Origin of the sequence: Candidatus Thioglobus sp. (assembly GCA_028228555.1) — a bacterium.
Classification (GTDB): Bacteria; Pseudomonadota; Gammaproteobacteria; order PS1; family Pseudothioglobaceae; genus Thioglobus_A.
Map to the genome: position 1 here is coordinate 31,579 of JAOJBP010000004.1, position 14,532 is coordinate 46,110.

The 14,532-nt window shown below is 39.4% G+C and carries 16 protein-coding genes; 9 read left to right on the plus strand and 7 right to left on the minus strand.

Annotation, left to right across the window (positions count from 1 at the left end; translation table 11 throughout):
* Nucleotides 1-20 precede the first annotated feature (20 nt).
* From aprB to N9Y32_03325, 5 genes are all read left to right on the plus strand, one after another.
* A complete protein-coding gene (gene aprB, locus N9Y32_03305) occupies nucleotides 21-512 on the plus strand; it encodes an adenylyl-sulfate reductase subunit beta (protein MDB2590040.1) in 492 nt (163 codons plus the stop codon).
* Nucleotides 499-2,391, plus strand: a complete 1,893-nt coding sequence (aprA, locus tag N9Y32_03310) for an adenylyl-sulfate reductase subunit alpha (protein MDB2590041.1) — start codon at nucleotides 499-501, stop codon at nucleotides 2,389-2,391. Before aprB ends, aprA begins: the two co-directional genes overlap by 14 nt.
* A 158-nt stretch (nucleotides 2,392-2,549) precedes the next feature.
* Nucleotides 2,550-2,915, plus strand: a complete 366-nt coding sequence (locus N9Y32_03315; GenBank protein MDB2590042.1) for a hypothetical protein — start codon at nucleotides 2,550-2,552, stop codon at nucleotides 2,913-2,915.
* Nucleotides 2,916-2,920: 5 nt separating this feature from the next.
* Nucleotides 2,921-3,427, plus strand: a complete 507-nt coding sequence (locus N9Y32_03320; protein MDB2590043.1) for a peptidylprolyl isomerase — start codon at nucleotides 2,921-2,923, stop codon at nucleotides 3,425-3,427.
* A 1-nt stretch (nucleotide 3,428) separates the two neighbouring features.
* Nucleotides 3,429-3,800 carry a hypothetical protein gene (locus N9Y32_03325; protein ID MDB2590044.1) on the plus strand — a complete coding sequence of 124 codons (372 nt, stop codon included), beginning with the start codon at nucleotides 3,429-3,431 and terminating at the stop codon, nucleotides 3,798-3,800.
* A 63-nt stretch (nucleotides 3,801-3,863) separates the two neighbouring features.
* Here the strand turns inward: N9Y32_03325 and N9Y32_03330 are convergent, their stop codons facing one another.
* The 5 genes from N9Y32_03330 to N9Y32_03350 all read right to left on the minus strand — a co-directional run bounded on the left by N9Y32_03330 (nucleotide 3,864) and on the right by N9Y32_03350 (nucleotide 9,750).
* Nucleotides 3,864-5,870, minus strand: a complete 2,007-nt coding sequence (locus N9Y32_03330; GenBank protein ID MDB2590045.1) for a sodium-translocating pyrophosphatase — start codon at nucleotides 5,868-5,870, stop codon at nucleotides 3,864-3,866.
* 134 nt (nucleotides 5,871-6,004) lie between these two features.
* On the minus strand, nucleotides 6,005-7,168 hold the full coding sequence (locus tag N9Y32_03335) for a hypothetical protein (protein MDB2590046.1): 1,164 nt from the start codon (nucleotides 7,166-7,168) through the stop codon (nucleotides 6,005-6,007).
* A gap of 84 nt (nucleotides 7,169-7,252) precedes the next feature.
* Nucleotides 7,253-7,903 (minus strand): adenylate kinase, encoded by a 651-nt coding sequence (adk, locus tag N9Y32_03340; protein ID MDB2590047.1) that lies wholly within the window; start codon nucleotides 7,901-7,903, stop codon nucleotides 7,253-7,255.
* Between the two features lie 23 nt (nucleotides 7,904-7,926).
* Entirely contained in the window at nucleotides 7,927-9,177 is a 1,251-nt protein-coding gene (locus N9Y32_03345) for a 6-phosphofructokinase (GenBank protein ID MDB2590048.1), read from the minus strand.
* An 81-nt stretch (nucleotides 9,178-9,258) separates the two neighbouring features.
* Nucleotides 9,259-9,750: a metallophosphatase family protein gene (locus N9Y32_03350; protein MDB2590049.1), complete on the minus strand. Its 492-nt coding sequence runs from the start codon at nucleotides 9,748-9,750 to the stop codon at nucleotides 9,259-9,261.
* Between the two features lie 194 nt (nucleotides 9,751-9,944).
* On the opposite strand from N9Y32_03350, the gene N9Y32_03355 reads away from it, so the two are divergent.
* The gene (locus N9Y32_03355; protein MDB2590050.1) at nucleotides 9,945-10,349 is read left to right on the plus strand and encodes an SCP-2 sterol transfer family protein; all 405 of its coding nucleotides are present in this window, start codon (nucleotides 9,945-9,947) and stop codon (nucleotides 10,347-10,349) included.
* A gap of 55 nt (nucleotides 10,350-10,404) precedes the next feature.
* Here N9Y32_03355 and yrfG read toward each other — a convergent pair whose 3' ends face one another.
* Together yrfG and cysS are read right to left on the minus strand one after the other, a co-directional pair.
* On the minus strand, nucleotides 10,405-11,088 hold the full coding sequence (gene yrfG, locus N9Y32_03360; GenBank protein ID MDB2590051.1) for a GMP/IMP nucleotidase: 684 nt from the start codon (nucleotides 11,086-11,088) through the stop codon (nucleotides 10,405-10,407).
* A complete protein-coding gene (gene cysS / locus N9Y32_03365) occupies nucleotides 11,063-12,451 on the minus strand; it encodes a cysteine--tRNA ligase (protein ID MDB2590052.1) in 1,389 nt (462 codons plus the stop codon). The genes yrfG and cysS overlap by 26 nt, the downstream gene beginning before the upstream one ends.
* Nucleotides 12,452-12,581: 130 nt before the next feature.
* Here cysS and N9Y32_03370 point away from each other — a divergent pair, with 130 nt between their 5' ends.
* The 3 genes from N9Y32_03370 (at nucleotide 12,582) to leuB (ending at nucleotide 14,530) form a co-directional block, all read left to right on the plus strand.
* Nucleotides 12,582-13,181: a peroxiredoxin gene (locus tag N9Y32_03370; GenBank protein MDB2590053.1), complete on the plus strand. Its 600-nt coding sequence runs from the start codon at nucleotides 12,582-12,584 to the stop codon at nucleotides 13,179-13,181.
* Nucleotides 13,182-13,252: 71 nt separating this feature from the next.
* A complete protein-coding gene (locus N9Y32_03375) occupies nucleotides 13,253-13,417 on the plus strand; it encodes a rubredoxin (protein MDB2590054.1) in 165 nt (54 codons plus the stop codon).
* A gap of 39 nt (nucleotides 13,418-13,456) precedes the next feature.
* The gene (gene leuB, locus N9Y32_03380) at nucleotides 13,457-14,530 is read left to right on the plus strand and encodes a 3-isopropylmalate dehydrogenase (GenBank protein ID MDB2590055.1); all 1,074 of its coding nucleotides are present in this window, start codon (nucleotides 13,457-13,459) and stop codon (nucleotides 14,528-14,530) included.
* Nucleotides 14,531-14,532: the final 2 nt, after the last annotated feature.

The following is a 14,532-nucleotide window of genomic DNA, read 5'->3' on the forward strand; positions in this document are numbered from 1 at the left end:
AACTTAAGAGAGGAAACAATATGCCAACTTTTGTATATATGACTCGTTGTGATGGTTGTGGACATTGTGTAGATATCTGCCCATCTGACATTATGCACATTGACGATAAATATCGTCGTGCTTATAACATTGAACCTAACATGTGTTGGGAGTGCTATTCATGTGTTAAAGCATGTCCACACCAAGCTATTGACGTACGTGGTTACGCAGACTTTGCGCCATTAGGCCATAGTGTGCGTACTATTCGTGATGAAGAGAAAGGCACGATCGCATGGAGAGTTAAATTCCGTGATGGTCGCGTTAAGAATTTCTTGTCGCCAATTACAACTCAACCATGGGGAACTAAGATTCCTGACTTTAGAGATGAAGCAGAGCCTAGTGATGAAATGCGTAACTCACAGCTATTATCATTTGAGCCTAAGTATATCCGTATGGATGATGGTGGTTTACACACATTAGAATCTAACAAACTATCATTGAAATTAGGAGCAGAGTACCATGAAAGCCTATAAAACTATTGTAGAAGACAACATTGACATCCTTGTTGTTGGTGCTGGCTTAGGCGGCACAGGTGCTGCGTATGAAGCTAGATACTGGGGCCGTAACAAAAAAATAATAATTGCTGAGAAAGCAAACATTAACCGTTCAGGTGCTGTTGCTCAAGGCTTGTACGCGATTAACTGTTACATGGGTACTCGTTTTGGCGAGAACAATCCTGAAGATCACGTGCGTTATGCACGTATTGACCTAATGGGTATGGTTCGTGAAGATTTACTTTTCGACATGGCTCGTCATGTTGACTCTGCAGTACACAAATTTGAAGAATGGGGTCTACCTTTAATGAAAGATCCTAAGAAAGAAAATGCTGAAGGTCTTGCAAAAGGCGCTTACATGCGTGAAGGTAAGTGGCAGATCATGATTCATGGTGAATCTTACAAGCCGATCGTTGCCGAAGCTGCTACAAAGCAAGCTGATAAAGTGTACAACCGTATTATGGTTACCCACTTGTTAATGGACGATGCTAAAGATAACCGTGTTGCAGGCTGTGTTGGCTTTAACGTACGTACTGGTAACTACCATGTATTTAAATCAAAGACAACTATTGTTGGTGCTGGTGGTGCCTCAAACATCTTTAAACCTCGTTCAGTAGGTGAAGGTGCAGGACGTACATGGTATGCTCCATGGTCTTCTGGTTCTGCTTATGGTCTAATGATCGAAGCTGGTGCGCAAATGACACAAATGGAAAACCGTATCGTTCTTGCTCGTTTCAAAGATGGTTATGGTCCTGTTGGCGCATACTTCTTGCATCTTCATACTTACACTCAAAATGGTTATGGTGATGAGTATGAATCAAACTGGTTCCCTCAATTAGAGGAAATGGTTGGTAAGCGTTACTTGAATACTGAAGCGTCTCATGTTTCTGCTCGCCCAATTCCGACTTGTCTACGTACATCTGCAATCATTTCAGAAATGAACGCAGGTCGTGGCCCAATTCACATGGTAACAATGGAAGCATTCCAAGACCCACATTTAGAGGAAGTTGGTTGGGAGAACTTCTTAGGTATGACTGTTGGTCAAGCTGTATTATGGGCTGCAACAGATATTGATCCTAAGTACATCAACCCAGAGTTAACGTGTTCTGAGCCATATGTAATGGGTTCACACGCGACTGGTTGTGGTGCATGGTGTTCAGGTCCTGAGGATTTATCTCCTGAAGAGTACTTCTGGGGCTATAACCGTATGACGTCTGTTGAGGGTTTATTTGGTGCAGGTGATGCAGTTGGTGGTACACCACATGCATTCTCATCAGGTTCATTTACTGAAGGTCGCCTAGCTGCTAAAGCTGCTTGTAAGTATATTGATGATGGTAAAGGTGAGGGTATTGTTGTTTCTGATAAGCAGATCGCTGATCGTAAAGAAGAGATTTACCGTCCACTTGAAACTTATAGAGTTGGCCGTAATGAAATCGTAGCTGGTACAGTTTCTCCAAGTTACATTCTTCCGATGCCTGGTCTACAGCGTCTTCAGAAGATTATGGATGAGTACTGTGGTGGTGTAACCGTTTCTTACATGACTAATGACAAACTTCTAAACATGGGTATGCAGAAAATGTCTATCATGGAAGAAGACTTAGAATTGTTAGGTGCAGAAGATATACACCAGTTAATGCGTGCATGGGAGCTTAAACATCGTCATCGTACGTCTGAATGTGTATTCCAACATACGTTCTTCCGTAAAGAAACTCGCTGGCCTGGTTACTACTACCGTGGTGATGCGATGAAACTAGATGACGAAAACTGGCATGTATTGACAGTTTCTCAACGTGATCGAGACACTGGTGAGTACACTATGTCTAAAGCTCCTTGTTACCATTTGGTAAATGATGAGTAAAGCGAAATAGAAGTATAATTTCTATTTTGATAATAAAAGACTAAGCTATTGCAGCTTGGTCTTTTTTATCTATTGTAGGTTTTAAAAAAAAGACTTACAATAGATAAAAAATAATTTACCCCTATTAAGGGGATACAAAAAAATGTGGAACTATTAGTATGAATATTATAGAAAAGACAGACGAAGAAATTTTGGCCATCGCTCACCCATTGTGGGATGATTTGATAAAATTTTCTAACAATGCAAACTATGGGGCCTTTACGCGCAACTTCTCAGAAGATTTTTTACGAGGCGCAAATGAAGTTGAAATGGGCAAACAGTTTGCTCGTAGCGAACTAACCAAGGGTTTAGATAAAGGCGCTGATTACTTAGGCATGATCCGCCGTGGAGAACATGTGACTGTTTTGTACAGACAAACCAACAATGGCAAGCTCAACATTGAAAAGAAAGGAGAATACCTCGGTCGTTTAGTCTTAGGTTATGAAAGTGATGTTATTAAAATTTTTGGCGCAACTATTTTTTAAAGATTATGGCAGATTTTATTGAAGAGTCTAAATACGTTGAGTTAATCTATAAAGTTGTTGACCGAAAGACGGGTAATGTTTTTTCAAATATTGAATATCCAGTTGGCTATGTGCATGGTGCAAATGATGTCCTTGGTAAAGATGTTCTTAACGAACTTGAAGGTCGAGAAGAAGGTGATATTATTGAGATTAAGATCGATGTAGATAAGCTTTATGGGCCTAGGGATGAATCGCTAGTCTTTATCGATAAAATCGAAAACGTTCCACAAGAATACCGGATAATTGGTACCAAGGTGGTGATGGAAAATAAAGATGGTCAGCCAAAAGATTTTTTGGTAACTAAAGTTGATGATGAAACAGTTACGATCGACGGCAATAATCCACTTTGTGGACGTGACGTCAATTTTTTGCTCGAAATCACGCTAGTGAGAGATGCAACGATTGAAGAGATGGAGGCTGGCGGTACAACCGATAGTGAGCCAAGCTTGGAAGAAATATTACAGCAGAATTAATATGAGTATTGAATTTAACGAATCAGAATTAGTTACCATTCAAAATAATTTGAATAATCGCTGGAGAAAAGAAAAAAAAGAAGTTCATCTAGCGGATATTGAAATTACTAAAGAGGGCGAAGACAAGCCAACCTTGTTTCCTGCTGCTGTGTGGGAAGATCCAAATTCAACTTTTATCATCATTAAGCTTGATGATTTTAAATACAAGAGCTTCTTCTATTATTTAAAAGATAAGCGCTTTGATACAGGTCAAGATGAGTATACGGATTTACACGAATGCACTGATAAACTATTAAAAGCCCAAGCAGATTTTGTATTAACTAAAAATACCAAAGGCTTAAATGTCCAACTTCATAAAGGTGCGGGTACTTAATAGCTGCTAATCAAACATTAAAAAAGGAGCGCAATAGCGCTCCTTTTTTAATTCATTCTACTGTTACAGTAGAGGAATAATCATTATTGCAACGATGTTGATAATCTTGATTAGTGGATTGATTGCAGGGCCAGCCGTATCTTTATATGGGTCACCTACAGTATCACCAGTTACAGCCGCTTTATGCGTATCTGAACCCTTTCCATAGCCTTCACCTAATTGACCATCTTCGATGTATTTCTTGGCGTTATCCCACGCACCACCACCGGTAGTCATTGAAATTGCCACAAAGATACCTGTAGCGATAGAGCCTATTAACAAACCACCTAACGCTTCAGCACCTAACAACAAGCCGACTGCTACCGGAAACAAGATTGGAAGCATTGACGGTATAATCATCTCTTTAATAGCAGACTTAGTTAGCATGTCAACTGCTTTAGAATAATCAGGCTTCTGAGTGTAATCCATAATACCCGGCATTTCTCTAAATTGACGACGTACCTCTTCAACAATGCCGCCTGCCGCTCGACCAACAGCTTCCATTGCCATTGCGCCAAATAAGTAAGGCACAAGGCCACCTAAGAATAGCCCAATGATAACCATGTGGTTTGACAAATCAAAAGTGATAGGTTCGAACCCCTCTCTAGTGTTTAATGCATTAGTAAAGTCTGCAAATAGTACGAGTGCAGCGAGACCAGCAGAACCGATCGCATAACCTTTAGTTACTGCTTTGGTTGTATTACCAACCGCATCTAGAGGATCTGTAATATTGCGAATTTCTTCAGGAAGTTCAGCCATTTCAGCAATACCTCCTGCATTATCAGTAATTGGGCCATAAGCATCTAGTGCAACAATTACACCAGTCATAGATAACATCGCTGTTGCTGCAATAGCAATACCGTACAAACCGTCTAATGCATGTGCACCCCAAATACTCGCACAAACGGCTAATACAGGTAATGCTGTTGATTTCATTGATAAACCGATACCAGCAATGACATTAGTGCCATCACCTGTTTTAGAAGCTTCAGCAACATGCTGCACAGGTGCACTTTCAGTTGAAGTATAGTATTCAGTAACTACAACCATCACACCTGTTAGAGCTAAGCCAATGAGTGATGCATAGAATAAGTCAATGCCCATATTCATATTAGAAGTAACAAAGTAAAATGCCACTGCGGCTAAGCCAGCAGATACAATTAAGCCTTTATATAAAGCACCCATAATAGAGCCACCATCAGATACTTTGACGAAGAACGTACCAATAACTGAAGCAATAATAGAAACAGCACCTAGCGCTAGCGGGTAAAGGATTGCATCATTGCCCATGTCTAGTACACCTGCCAACATCATTGTAGCAATAATCGTTACCGCATAAGTTTCAAATAAATCTGCCGCCATACCAGCACAGTCACCCACATTATCACCCACATTATCAGCAATTACTGCTGGATTACGTGGATCATCTTCTGGAATGCCTGCTTCAACTTTGCCCACAATATCAGCACCAACATCAGCACCCTTGGTAAAGATTCCGCCGCCTAAACGAGCAAAAATAGAGATTAATGAGCCACCAAAAGCAAGACCGATCAATGCATGTAGCGCATCTTTTTGTGCAACATCAAATGATAATAAGCCCATATAGAAGCCAGAAACACCTAATAGCGCTAAACCAACTACTAGCATTCCAGTAATGGCGCCACCTTTAAAAGCCACTTGGAAAGCAGCATTAATGCCATTTTTGGCAGCCTCAGCTGTACGACAGTTAGATTTAACTGATACATTCATGCCAATATATCCAGTTGCACCTGATAAAACAGCACCAATCAGGAATCCTATTCCAACAGTAATTCCCAGGAAGTAAGTGATTACAATTAACAATATAACACCAACCATAGCAATGGTTGTATATTGACGATTTAGATAGGCTTTGGCACCTTCAGCAATCGCATCTGAAATCTCTTTCATTTTGTCTGATCCTGGGGATTGTTTGTAAATCCAGGTCATTGTATATAAGCCATATAAAACAGCAATAATTGATGCCCCAATGGCGAGTGTTAGTACATCCATATTCTCTCCTCAAAGTTATAGTATTACTTCTCTCGGAACGATTGTACTTCAGTTTTGAATTTTTGAATTAGTATTTTTCGGCAAAAAAATAGCTCGATTAACGAGCCATCATGAAAAATATGAAAAATAAATTGCTAGTCTTTTTTCCAGTATTTTGTTTCGATACCATCGCCTAAATCTGCTTCAACAAGTCTTGATCGTAGTTTTAACAATTTCTCAATTAAAGCGGGTTCAGCTGCTTCATAGCCTTGGACATCAGGTACTCGCTTGACCACAACTCCTAATAATTCTGTAATTGCATTACCAATAGAATTTTGCGAAATAGTAACAATTAATTTACCCTGATCATTACGATATATTAGCTGTTTAAAGGCAGGTTGCCAGCGAATCGATGATGAGTATTTTGGATCGTCAATGCATTTATCACGGACTTTTTTAGCAGCAGAAAGGAAGCATGTGTTAAATAAGAGTGTACTTTCTATTAATTCTGGGAAGTAAGCCGCTTTTGGCACTGAAGAGTTGCGACAAGATACCTGGGAAAAGAATGTCCGATAAAAATCTAAAAATCCTTTTAAAACCAAATCATATTCATCCCAAAACTTAACATTTTTTAGACTATCAATGCCACCCGTTACTTCCCAGCTTGGCAAGCCTTGAGGGTAGCCCGTCAACTCAAGACCTGATGATGAACCATCAATTGGCTTTAAGATTTCAAAATTAAGTTTTGATTGAAACTCTGCATATACGTCTTCCATGTAGTTTGCAAATAAAGAGTGCTGACCGCCATCAGTTAGATTTGGATTATCAGGATCTGACAATTCAGAATTTTTTAATTGTTCCTTATCAAAAACAATAAAGTGATTATGAAGCATGCGGATGCTTGGGACACCGGGCGATGTTATTGGCCAGGTTGAATCAAGTGACGCTTCACCACATAGCACCAGATGCTTATCTGCATCTGGAAACTCTTCTAGCATAAATCCAATGATTATCTGGTTCATGCGATTCCAAGCATTTTTGACTTTATTTGGTACTTGGGTCCGTCTTACCGGCCTACCTAAAGGATTTAGTATGCTTTTGGAGGTGTTATAAATAATGGAGCAGTCAAATAAATTTGAATGACCTAGAGCTTTACGATACAGGAGCAAATCTTCACTATTACTCAGTAGACCATTATTTTGAGCAAGGTCTGCTAAATTCTCAAATGAATTGAAAAATTCATTTGGTTTCATTCCTTCTGGTACATCTAAAGGGATAGGTCTAAACGGTGTAGTAATTTGCCTTGGTCCAATTTTCATCATATATTTTGAATTATTAATTTGTAAAAAAAAGCCTATGCTTAATCAACATAGGCCCTTAATTTTTCAGGAAAGGGTTAAAGCCTAGCCTAATTGAGCATAAACACGATCTCTAACTTCATCAAGCGACCCAACACCTATAGCAGCACCATATTTAGGCGCATTTTCAGCGTTACTCATCCAAGCTTGATAGTAATCTACTAGTGGTTGAGTCTGCTCATGATAGACATCTAAGCGTGAACGAACTGTTGCTTCATTATCATCAGCACGTTGCACTAACTCTTCCCCAGTAATATCATCAATACCTTCCATTTTTGGTGGATTGTAAATAACATGATAAGTACGGCCAGAGGCTAAATGTGCACGACGACCAGACATACGCGCAACAATATCTTCATCAGGTACTTGAATCTCAACAACGTAGTCAATGGCTACACCGTCAGTTTTCAAAGCTTCAGCTTGAGCGATAGTTCGTGGAAAGCCATCAAATAAGAAACCGTTTTCACAGTCATTTTCTTGAATTCTTTCTTTCACTAAACCGATGATAATATCATCAGATACTAAACCACCTGCATCCATTACTTTCTTAGCTTCGACGCCTAGAGGTGTTCCAGCTTTAACAGCACCGCGTAGCATGTCACCAGTTGAAATTTGAGGAATTGAATACTTCTGGCAAATATTAGTTGCTTGAGTACCTTTTCCTGCGCCTGGTGGCCCTAGTAAAATTACATTCATATTAATCTCGTGTTTTTTCTCTATTAAAGATCCATATCAAAAGATGGTAATTTTCTTTCAACCATTTCTTTTTTCATAACCACGTAGTCAGGAAGGCCGTTCTTGTATGGAGGGTAGTTTTCACCTTCAATTAATGGCTGTAAGTATTCACGACATGCGTCAGTAATACCAAAACCATCTTCAGAGATGTACTCCATTGGCATCATTTTTTCAACATTAGCAATGTCTTTTAACTCGCCCATGCCAATTTCCCAAGTGTACGGGTTATTTGAGGTACGAATGATAGCTGGCATTACTGAGTTTTTGCCTTGCATTGCAAGTTCAACAGCTGCTTCACCTAAAGCGTACGCTTGCTCAACATCAGACTCTGATGCTAAGTGACGTGCAGCACGTTGTAAGTAGTCGGCAACAGCCCAATGGAACTTATGGCCCAATGCATCTTTAATTAGTTGAGCTACAACTGGAGCAGCACCACCTAATTGTGCATGACCAAAGTCATCACGAGTACCTTGCTCAGCTAAGAATCTACCATCTGGCCATTGCGTACCTTCAGATACAACAATCGTACAGTAGCCAAATTTCTTAACATTAGCGTCAACTTTAGCTAAGAACTTCTCTTCATCAAATTTAACCTCAGGGAATAAAATAACCACTGGAATTGAATCATCTAATAAACCACCTGCTGCAGCAATCCAACCCGCATGACGACCCATAACCTCAAGAACAAAAATCTTAGTTGAGGTTGCACACATTGAAGCTACGTCAAAACTTGCTTCCATTGTAGAAACAGCAATGTATTTAGCAACTGAACCAAAGCCTGGGCAGTTGTCTGTTACTGGTAAGTCGTTATCAACTGTTTTAGGGACATGAATTGCTTGAATTGGATAACCCATGGACTCAGATAACTGTGAAACCTTTAAACACGTATCGGCTGAATCGCCACCACCGTTGTAGAAGAAGTAACCAATATCATGAGCCTTAAATACTTCGATCAATCTTTCATATTCTGCCTTGTTGGCCTCTAAAGATTTCATCTTGTAACGACAAGAACCAAAGCCACCAGAAGGTGTGTGTTTTAGAGCTGCAATATCAGTGTCAGATTCTTTCGAAGTGTCAATTAAATTTTCCATTAAAGCGCCGATGATGCCATTTTGACCAGCATATACCTTGCCGATTTTCTCTGGGTATTTACGAGCTGTTTCAATTACACCACATGCAGAAGAATTAATTACTGCAGTTACACCGCCTGATTGCGCATAAAAAGCATTTTTCATTGTCATTCCTATTTACTTATAAAAATCGCTAATTATACATTGCATATGGTGAAATACTTCATTTTTTACGAAAGCCGCTGTTTATAACTCGCTAAAATTATAAGGTTTTACACGCCAATTTTGCTCAGATTTTATTGTTAGCATTAGGCATTTTGAGCCACCATGATTGCGTGTTTCTCCACCAGCACCTGGATTGACAATCCATGGAATTGTATCTTGCTCTATGAGTTGCTTATGAGTATGTCCATAGACAATCATTTTGACATTAGGATGCGCCTCTCGTAACAAATTATGTGAAGGCTGCTTACGACCATAGGTGTGCCCATGATTAACCACAAGTGTGCCACCTGGCAACTCAATAGATTCAGTAGTTTTTAATTGAACTAAATGCCCATCATTATTACCTTGAACAGCAACAATACCTTGTTTAGGTGTTATTAGTGACAAGGTTTTTTCATCAATAATATCACCCGCATGAACAACAATATCACACTGACTAAATAGACGGACAATATCCGGATGGATATAGCCATGTGTATCAGATAGGATACCAATTTTTAAGGGGAGTTTCATGCCTATAAATTATACGCCAACCGGTTTTTAACGTGAAATTAAGTCACGGCACTTTGTTTCAAAATATGATTTTTTTTAAACTGTTATGGGGCATAATATTGCCATTCAAAAAGTGAATAAATTTGAGGAGAATGGATAAAGTAAGGCCTAAAAGCTGCTTTATTTTTGTTGGTACTATCAATAGGAGATTAGTGATGGCAGTATTATTTTCAGAAGAGTGGATGAATCAATTGAAAGATGAGTGGAATGCATCTGAAGAAGTGCGAGGTAAGTTGGCTGAGATTAACTTCTCTTCAACTATCGCTTGCGGCTTTAAGGGTGACGGAACGCCCACTGGTATTTTTGTGGTTGAAAATGGTGAGTGCGTTAAAGCTGGAGATTACAGTGGTGAGAGCGTTGATTGGGATATGCGCGCTGATAAGAAAAATTGGATGAAATGGCTAGACAAGCCTCTAGGTATGGCATCAATGGGTATGGCGGTTACAATGGGAAAGTTGAAGTTTGAAACAGGTGATTTTGGTGCAATGATCAAAGACCCAAGAATGGCAACACCTTTTGTGAAAAGTTTTGCTTTAATGGGTGCTATTGGCGGTGAGTAATTAAGGCCAATTGTTATCTATAAAAAAACCCGCTCAGAAGCGGGTTTTTTATTGTTTATTTACTGACAGGCAATGCATGCTCAAAAGTTTCGATATTCACAAAGCCCTCTAATGGTTTAGTGGCAATTTTCGAACTAGGCTTGCTAATGGCGACCACGGTACCGATGCCGAATTTTTTGGCAGAATTAAGTACGTTAATCGAGTCATCAAAAAAGATGCTTTTTTCTTTGTCAAGATTAATAGCTTGCTCTAACTGTTGCCAAAATCCTTGCTCTTCTTTGGCAATGTTATAGTCATGTGAACTGATAACGCCATCAAAGTAGCTCTCTAAATTAGTAACCCTCATTTTTAGTTTTAGTGTTTTTCTATGAGCATTTGTGACTAGATAAATGCGTTTTTGTTGTTGTTTTGCTTGGGCCAAGAACTCGAGTACAAATGGATGAATTTGAATAAGGTGAGAGACATCCTCTTTAAGTTTGGCAATGTCTAATTCAAATACATTCTGCCAATAATCAAGACAATACCAATGTAAATTACCTTGCTCGGCTTCGAGCATAGGGCGAATTTTATCCTTAGATTGTTGATGAGTGATGTTGTGTTTGTTTGCATACACCAAAGGCAAGTATTCTAGCCAAAAATGTAAATCAAAATTAAGGTCGAGTAAGGTACCGTCCATGTCTAGCAGGATGGTATCAATAGTCGTCCAATCGATATTATTTTCTGCGCCAGCCAGTGCCATTTGAAGCATCCTCCAGAATAATACCTAGTTCTGTTAGTTCATCTCGAATTTGGTCAGAAGTTGCAAAATCTTTATTGTCTCTCGCTTTATTTCTAAGGCTTATTTTATGCTCAATATCTTCATCAGATAGAGTTACACCTTGTTTCAAAAATGCATCAGCATCCATTTGTAAAAGACCAATAAAGCCACCTAGTTTGATTAAAAGTTGAGAAAGCGCTTTGGCTTTATCAATGTCTTTGCTACGCTCTGAGTTGATGAGTTTGGCTAGCTCAAACAAAATACTAAGAGCAATTGGCGTATTAAAGTCATCATTTAATGCTTGATTAAATCGCGTTTCAAAATCAAATCGTTGCGACACTTCATCTAGCGCTGCATCACTTGCATGTAAGTCTCGAATAGCGGTATATAGTCGGGTGAGTGAAGATTTAGCGTTATCAAGATTTGCATCTGAAAAGTTTAAAGGCGATCGATAATGTGAACTCATGATGAAATAGCGCAAGCTTTCTCCATCATAATTTTCTAGTACGCCACGAATGGTGAAAAAATTATTCAAAGACTTGCTCATTTTTTCATCATTAATATTGACAAAACCAACATGCATCCAGGTGTTAACAAACGTGCAGCTATTAGCGCCTTCAGATTGGGCAATTTCATTTTCGTGATGTGGAAAAGACAAGTCCATGCCACCTCCATGAATATCAAAATGGTTGCCCAGATGATGAGTAGACATTGCTGAGCACTCGATATGCCAGCCTGGGCGTCCGTCACCCCAAGGTGACTCCCAACTTGGTTCGCTCGGTTTAGCCATCTTCCATAACACGAAATCCAGAGGATCTTTTTTATTCGAATCTACGTCAACCCTAGCACCAGCCTCTAAGTCATCTAAATTTTTCCCACTTAACTTCCCGTATCCATCAAACTTACGTACTGAATAATAGACATCACCATTTTTTGCTTGATAGGCCACCCCTTTTTCTATCAAAGTTTTGATCATATAAAACATTTGATCAATTGCTTCTGTAGCACGAGGCTCAATATCAGGCGGTAGTATGCCAAGTGCACGCTCATCTTCATGCATAGCATCAATAAAACGATTCGTTAGACTATAAATATCCTCTGAGTTTTCAATAGCGCGAGCGATAATTTTGTCATCAATATCAGTAATATTGCGAACGTAAGTAACGGCTGGAAAATTACGCCTTAGGTGGCGAGTAATAACGTCAAACATAACCAAGACACGAGCATGGCCCATATGACAATAATCATAAACAGTCATGCCACATACATACATGCCTATTTTGTCAGGATTGATAGGGTGGAAAACTTCTTTTTGTTTACTGAGTGTGTTGTAGATTTTAAGCATGTCGACATTTTACTTGAGTATTTGTTTGTATTTTAACTTGTCACTACTAAACCCTTATTTTTTATAAGATATACACCAGTTCATCGTTGTATAATCAACGGGTTTTATAGATTAATTACTGGAGAAAAATATGAGCGTTTTAGTAACACAACAAGCACCGGATTTCACAGCCGCAGCGGTATTAGCAAATGGCACAATCGTTGATGATTTTAAATTATCAAGCCTGAAAGGCAAAAAAATCATGGTGTTTTTCTACCCATTAGATTTTACTTTTGTTTGTCCTTCGGAAATTCTAGCACACCACCATCGTGTAGCTCAATTTACTGAGAAGGGTGTAGAAGTGGTCGGTATTTCAGTTGATTCACAATTCACGCATAACGCTTGGCGTAATACAGCGCCAGCAGATGGTGGTCTAGGTCCGATCGATTTTCCATTAGTAGCTGATACAGATCATTCTATTATGGAAGCTTATGGCATTGTACATCCAGCAGGCATCGCACTTCGTGCTTCATTTTTAATTGATGAAGAATTTAATGTTCGTCATCAAGTAGTCAATGATCTTCCATTAGGTCGTAATGTTGATGAAATGTTACGTATGGTTGATGCACTTGATTTCCACACAACGCATGGTGAAGTATGTCCTGCAGGTTGGAATAAAGGTGACGAAGGTATGAAGGATACACCAGAAGGTGTGGCTGAGTACCTAGCTAAAAATGCTGATAATCTGTAGTAATTAATCAGTTTTATGAAAGGGAGTAAATAGCTCCCTTTTTTTACGTATTTAACAACAAGGAAATCAATATGAAAAAATTAAAATGTATGGTGTGTGGCTGGATTTATGATGAGGCGTTAGGCGCTCCTAAAGATGGCATTAAGCCAGGTACTAGGTGGGATGATGTTCCTGAGGATTGGGTCTGCCCTGATTGCGGCGTTACCAAGGATCAATTTGAGATGGAAGAAATCTAGTAAAATATCTATTTTGGAAATTTATTCGCAGGAAGCAAGATGTCTAAAGTATTAGTATTGCCAGGTGATGGTATTGGTCAAGAGATTGTTGCTCAAGCCTTAAAGGTTATTGAGTATTTAAACAAAAATGATGGCTTGAGTATGGAGCTAGTTCATGGTTTAGTAGGCGGCACAGCTTATGACGAAACGGGCTCGCCATTGCCTCAAGCAACTTTGGACGCTGCTCATGAATGTGATTCGATTTTACTCGGTGCTGTGGGTGGTTATCAATGGGAGGCGTTAGAGCGCGACCTTCGCCCTGAACGTGGCCTACTTGGGCTACGTGCTGAGATGGATTTATTTTCAAACCTTCGTCCAGCTATTTTGTATCCACAGTTAGCCAGCGCATCAACTCTTAAAGAAGAGGTTGTTTCTGGCTTGGATTTAATGATTGTACGTGAATTAGTGTCAGGTATTTATTTTGGCCAGCCTCGCGGTATTGAAATTCGTAATGGTGAGCGTTATGGATTTAATAGTGCGACTTATTCAGAATCTGAAATCAAACGCATTGGTCACTCAGCTTTTAAAATTGCACAAAAACGAGATAAACGAGTTTGTTCGGTTGACAAGGCTAATGTGTTAGAAGTGTGTGAATTATGGCGTGAAGTGATGGAGGAAGTGGCTAAAGATTATCCAGATGTTGAGCTTTCTCATATGTATGTGGATAATGCAGCTATGCAGTTAGTCAGAACGCCTAAGCAATTTGATGTCATGGTCACCTCAAATCTGTTTGGTGATGTATTGTCTGATTGTGCTGCTATGCTGACTGGTTCAATTGGTATGCTACCAAGTGCCTCTTTAAACAAAGATGGTTTCGGTATGTATGAGCCAATTCATGGCTCTGCACCAGATATTGCAGGCCAAGATGTCGCCAATCCTTTAGCCACTATTTTGTCAGTATCTATGATGTTGCGCTACTCACTTGATCAGGTATCACTGGCTAACAAAATTGATTCAGCGGTTAATACAGTTCTGGATCAAGGCTATCGTACTCAAGATATCGCAGCAAAAGGCGATACAGTTGTCGGTACGAACAAGATGGGCGACTTAGTCGTTAAAGCACTTCAAGGATAAAG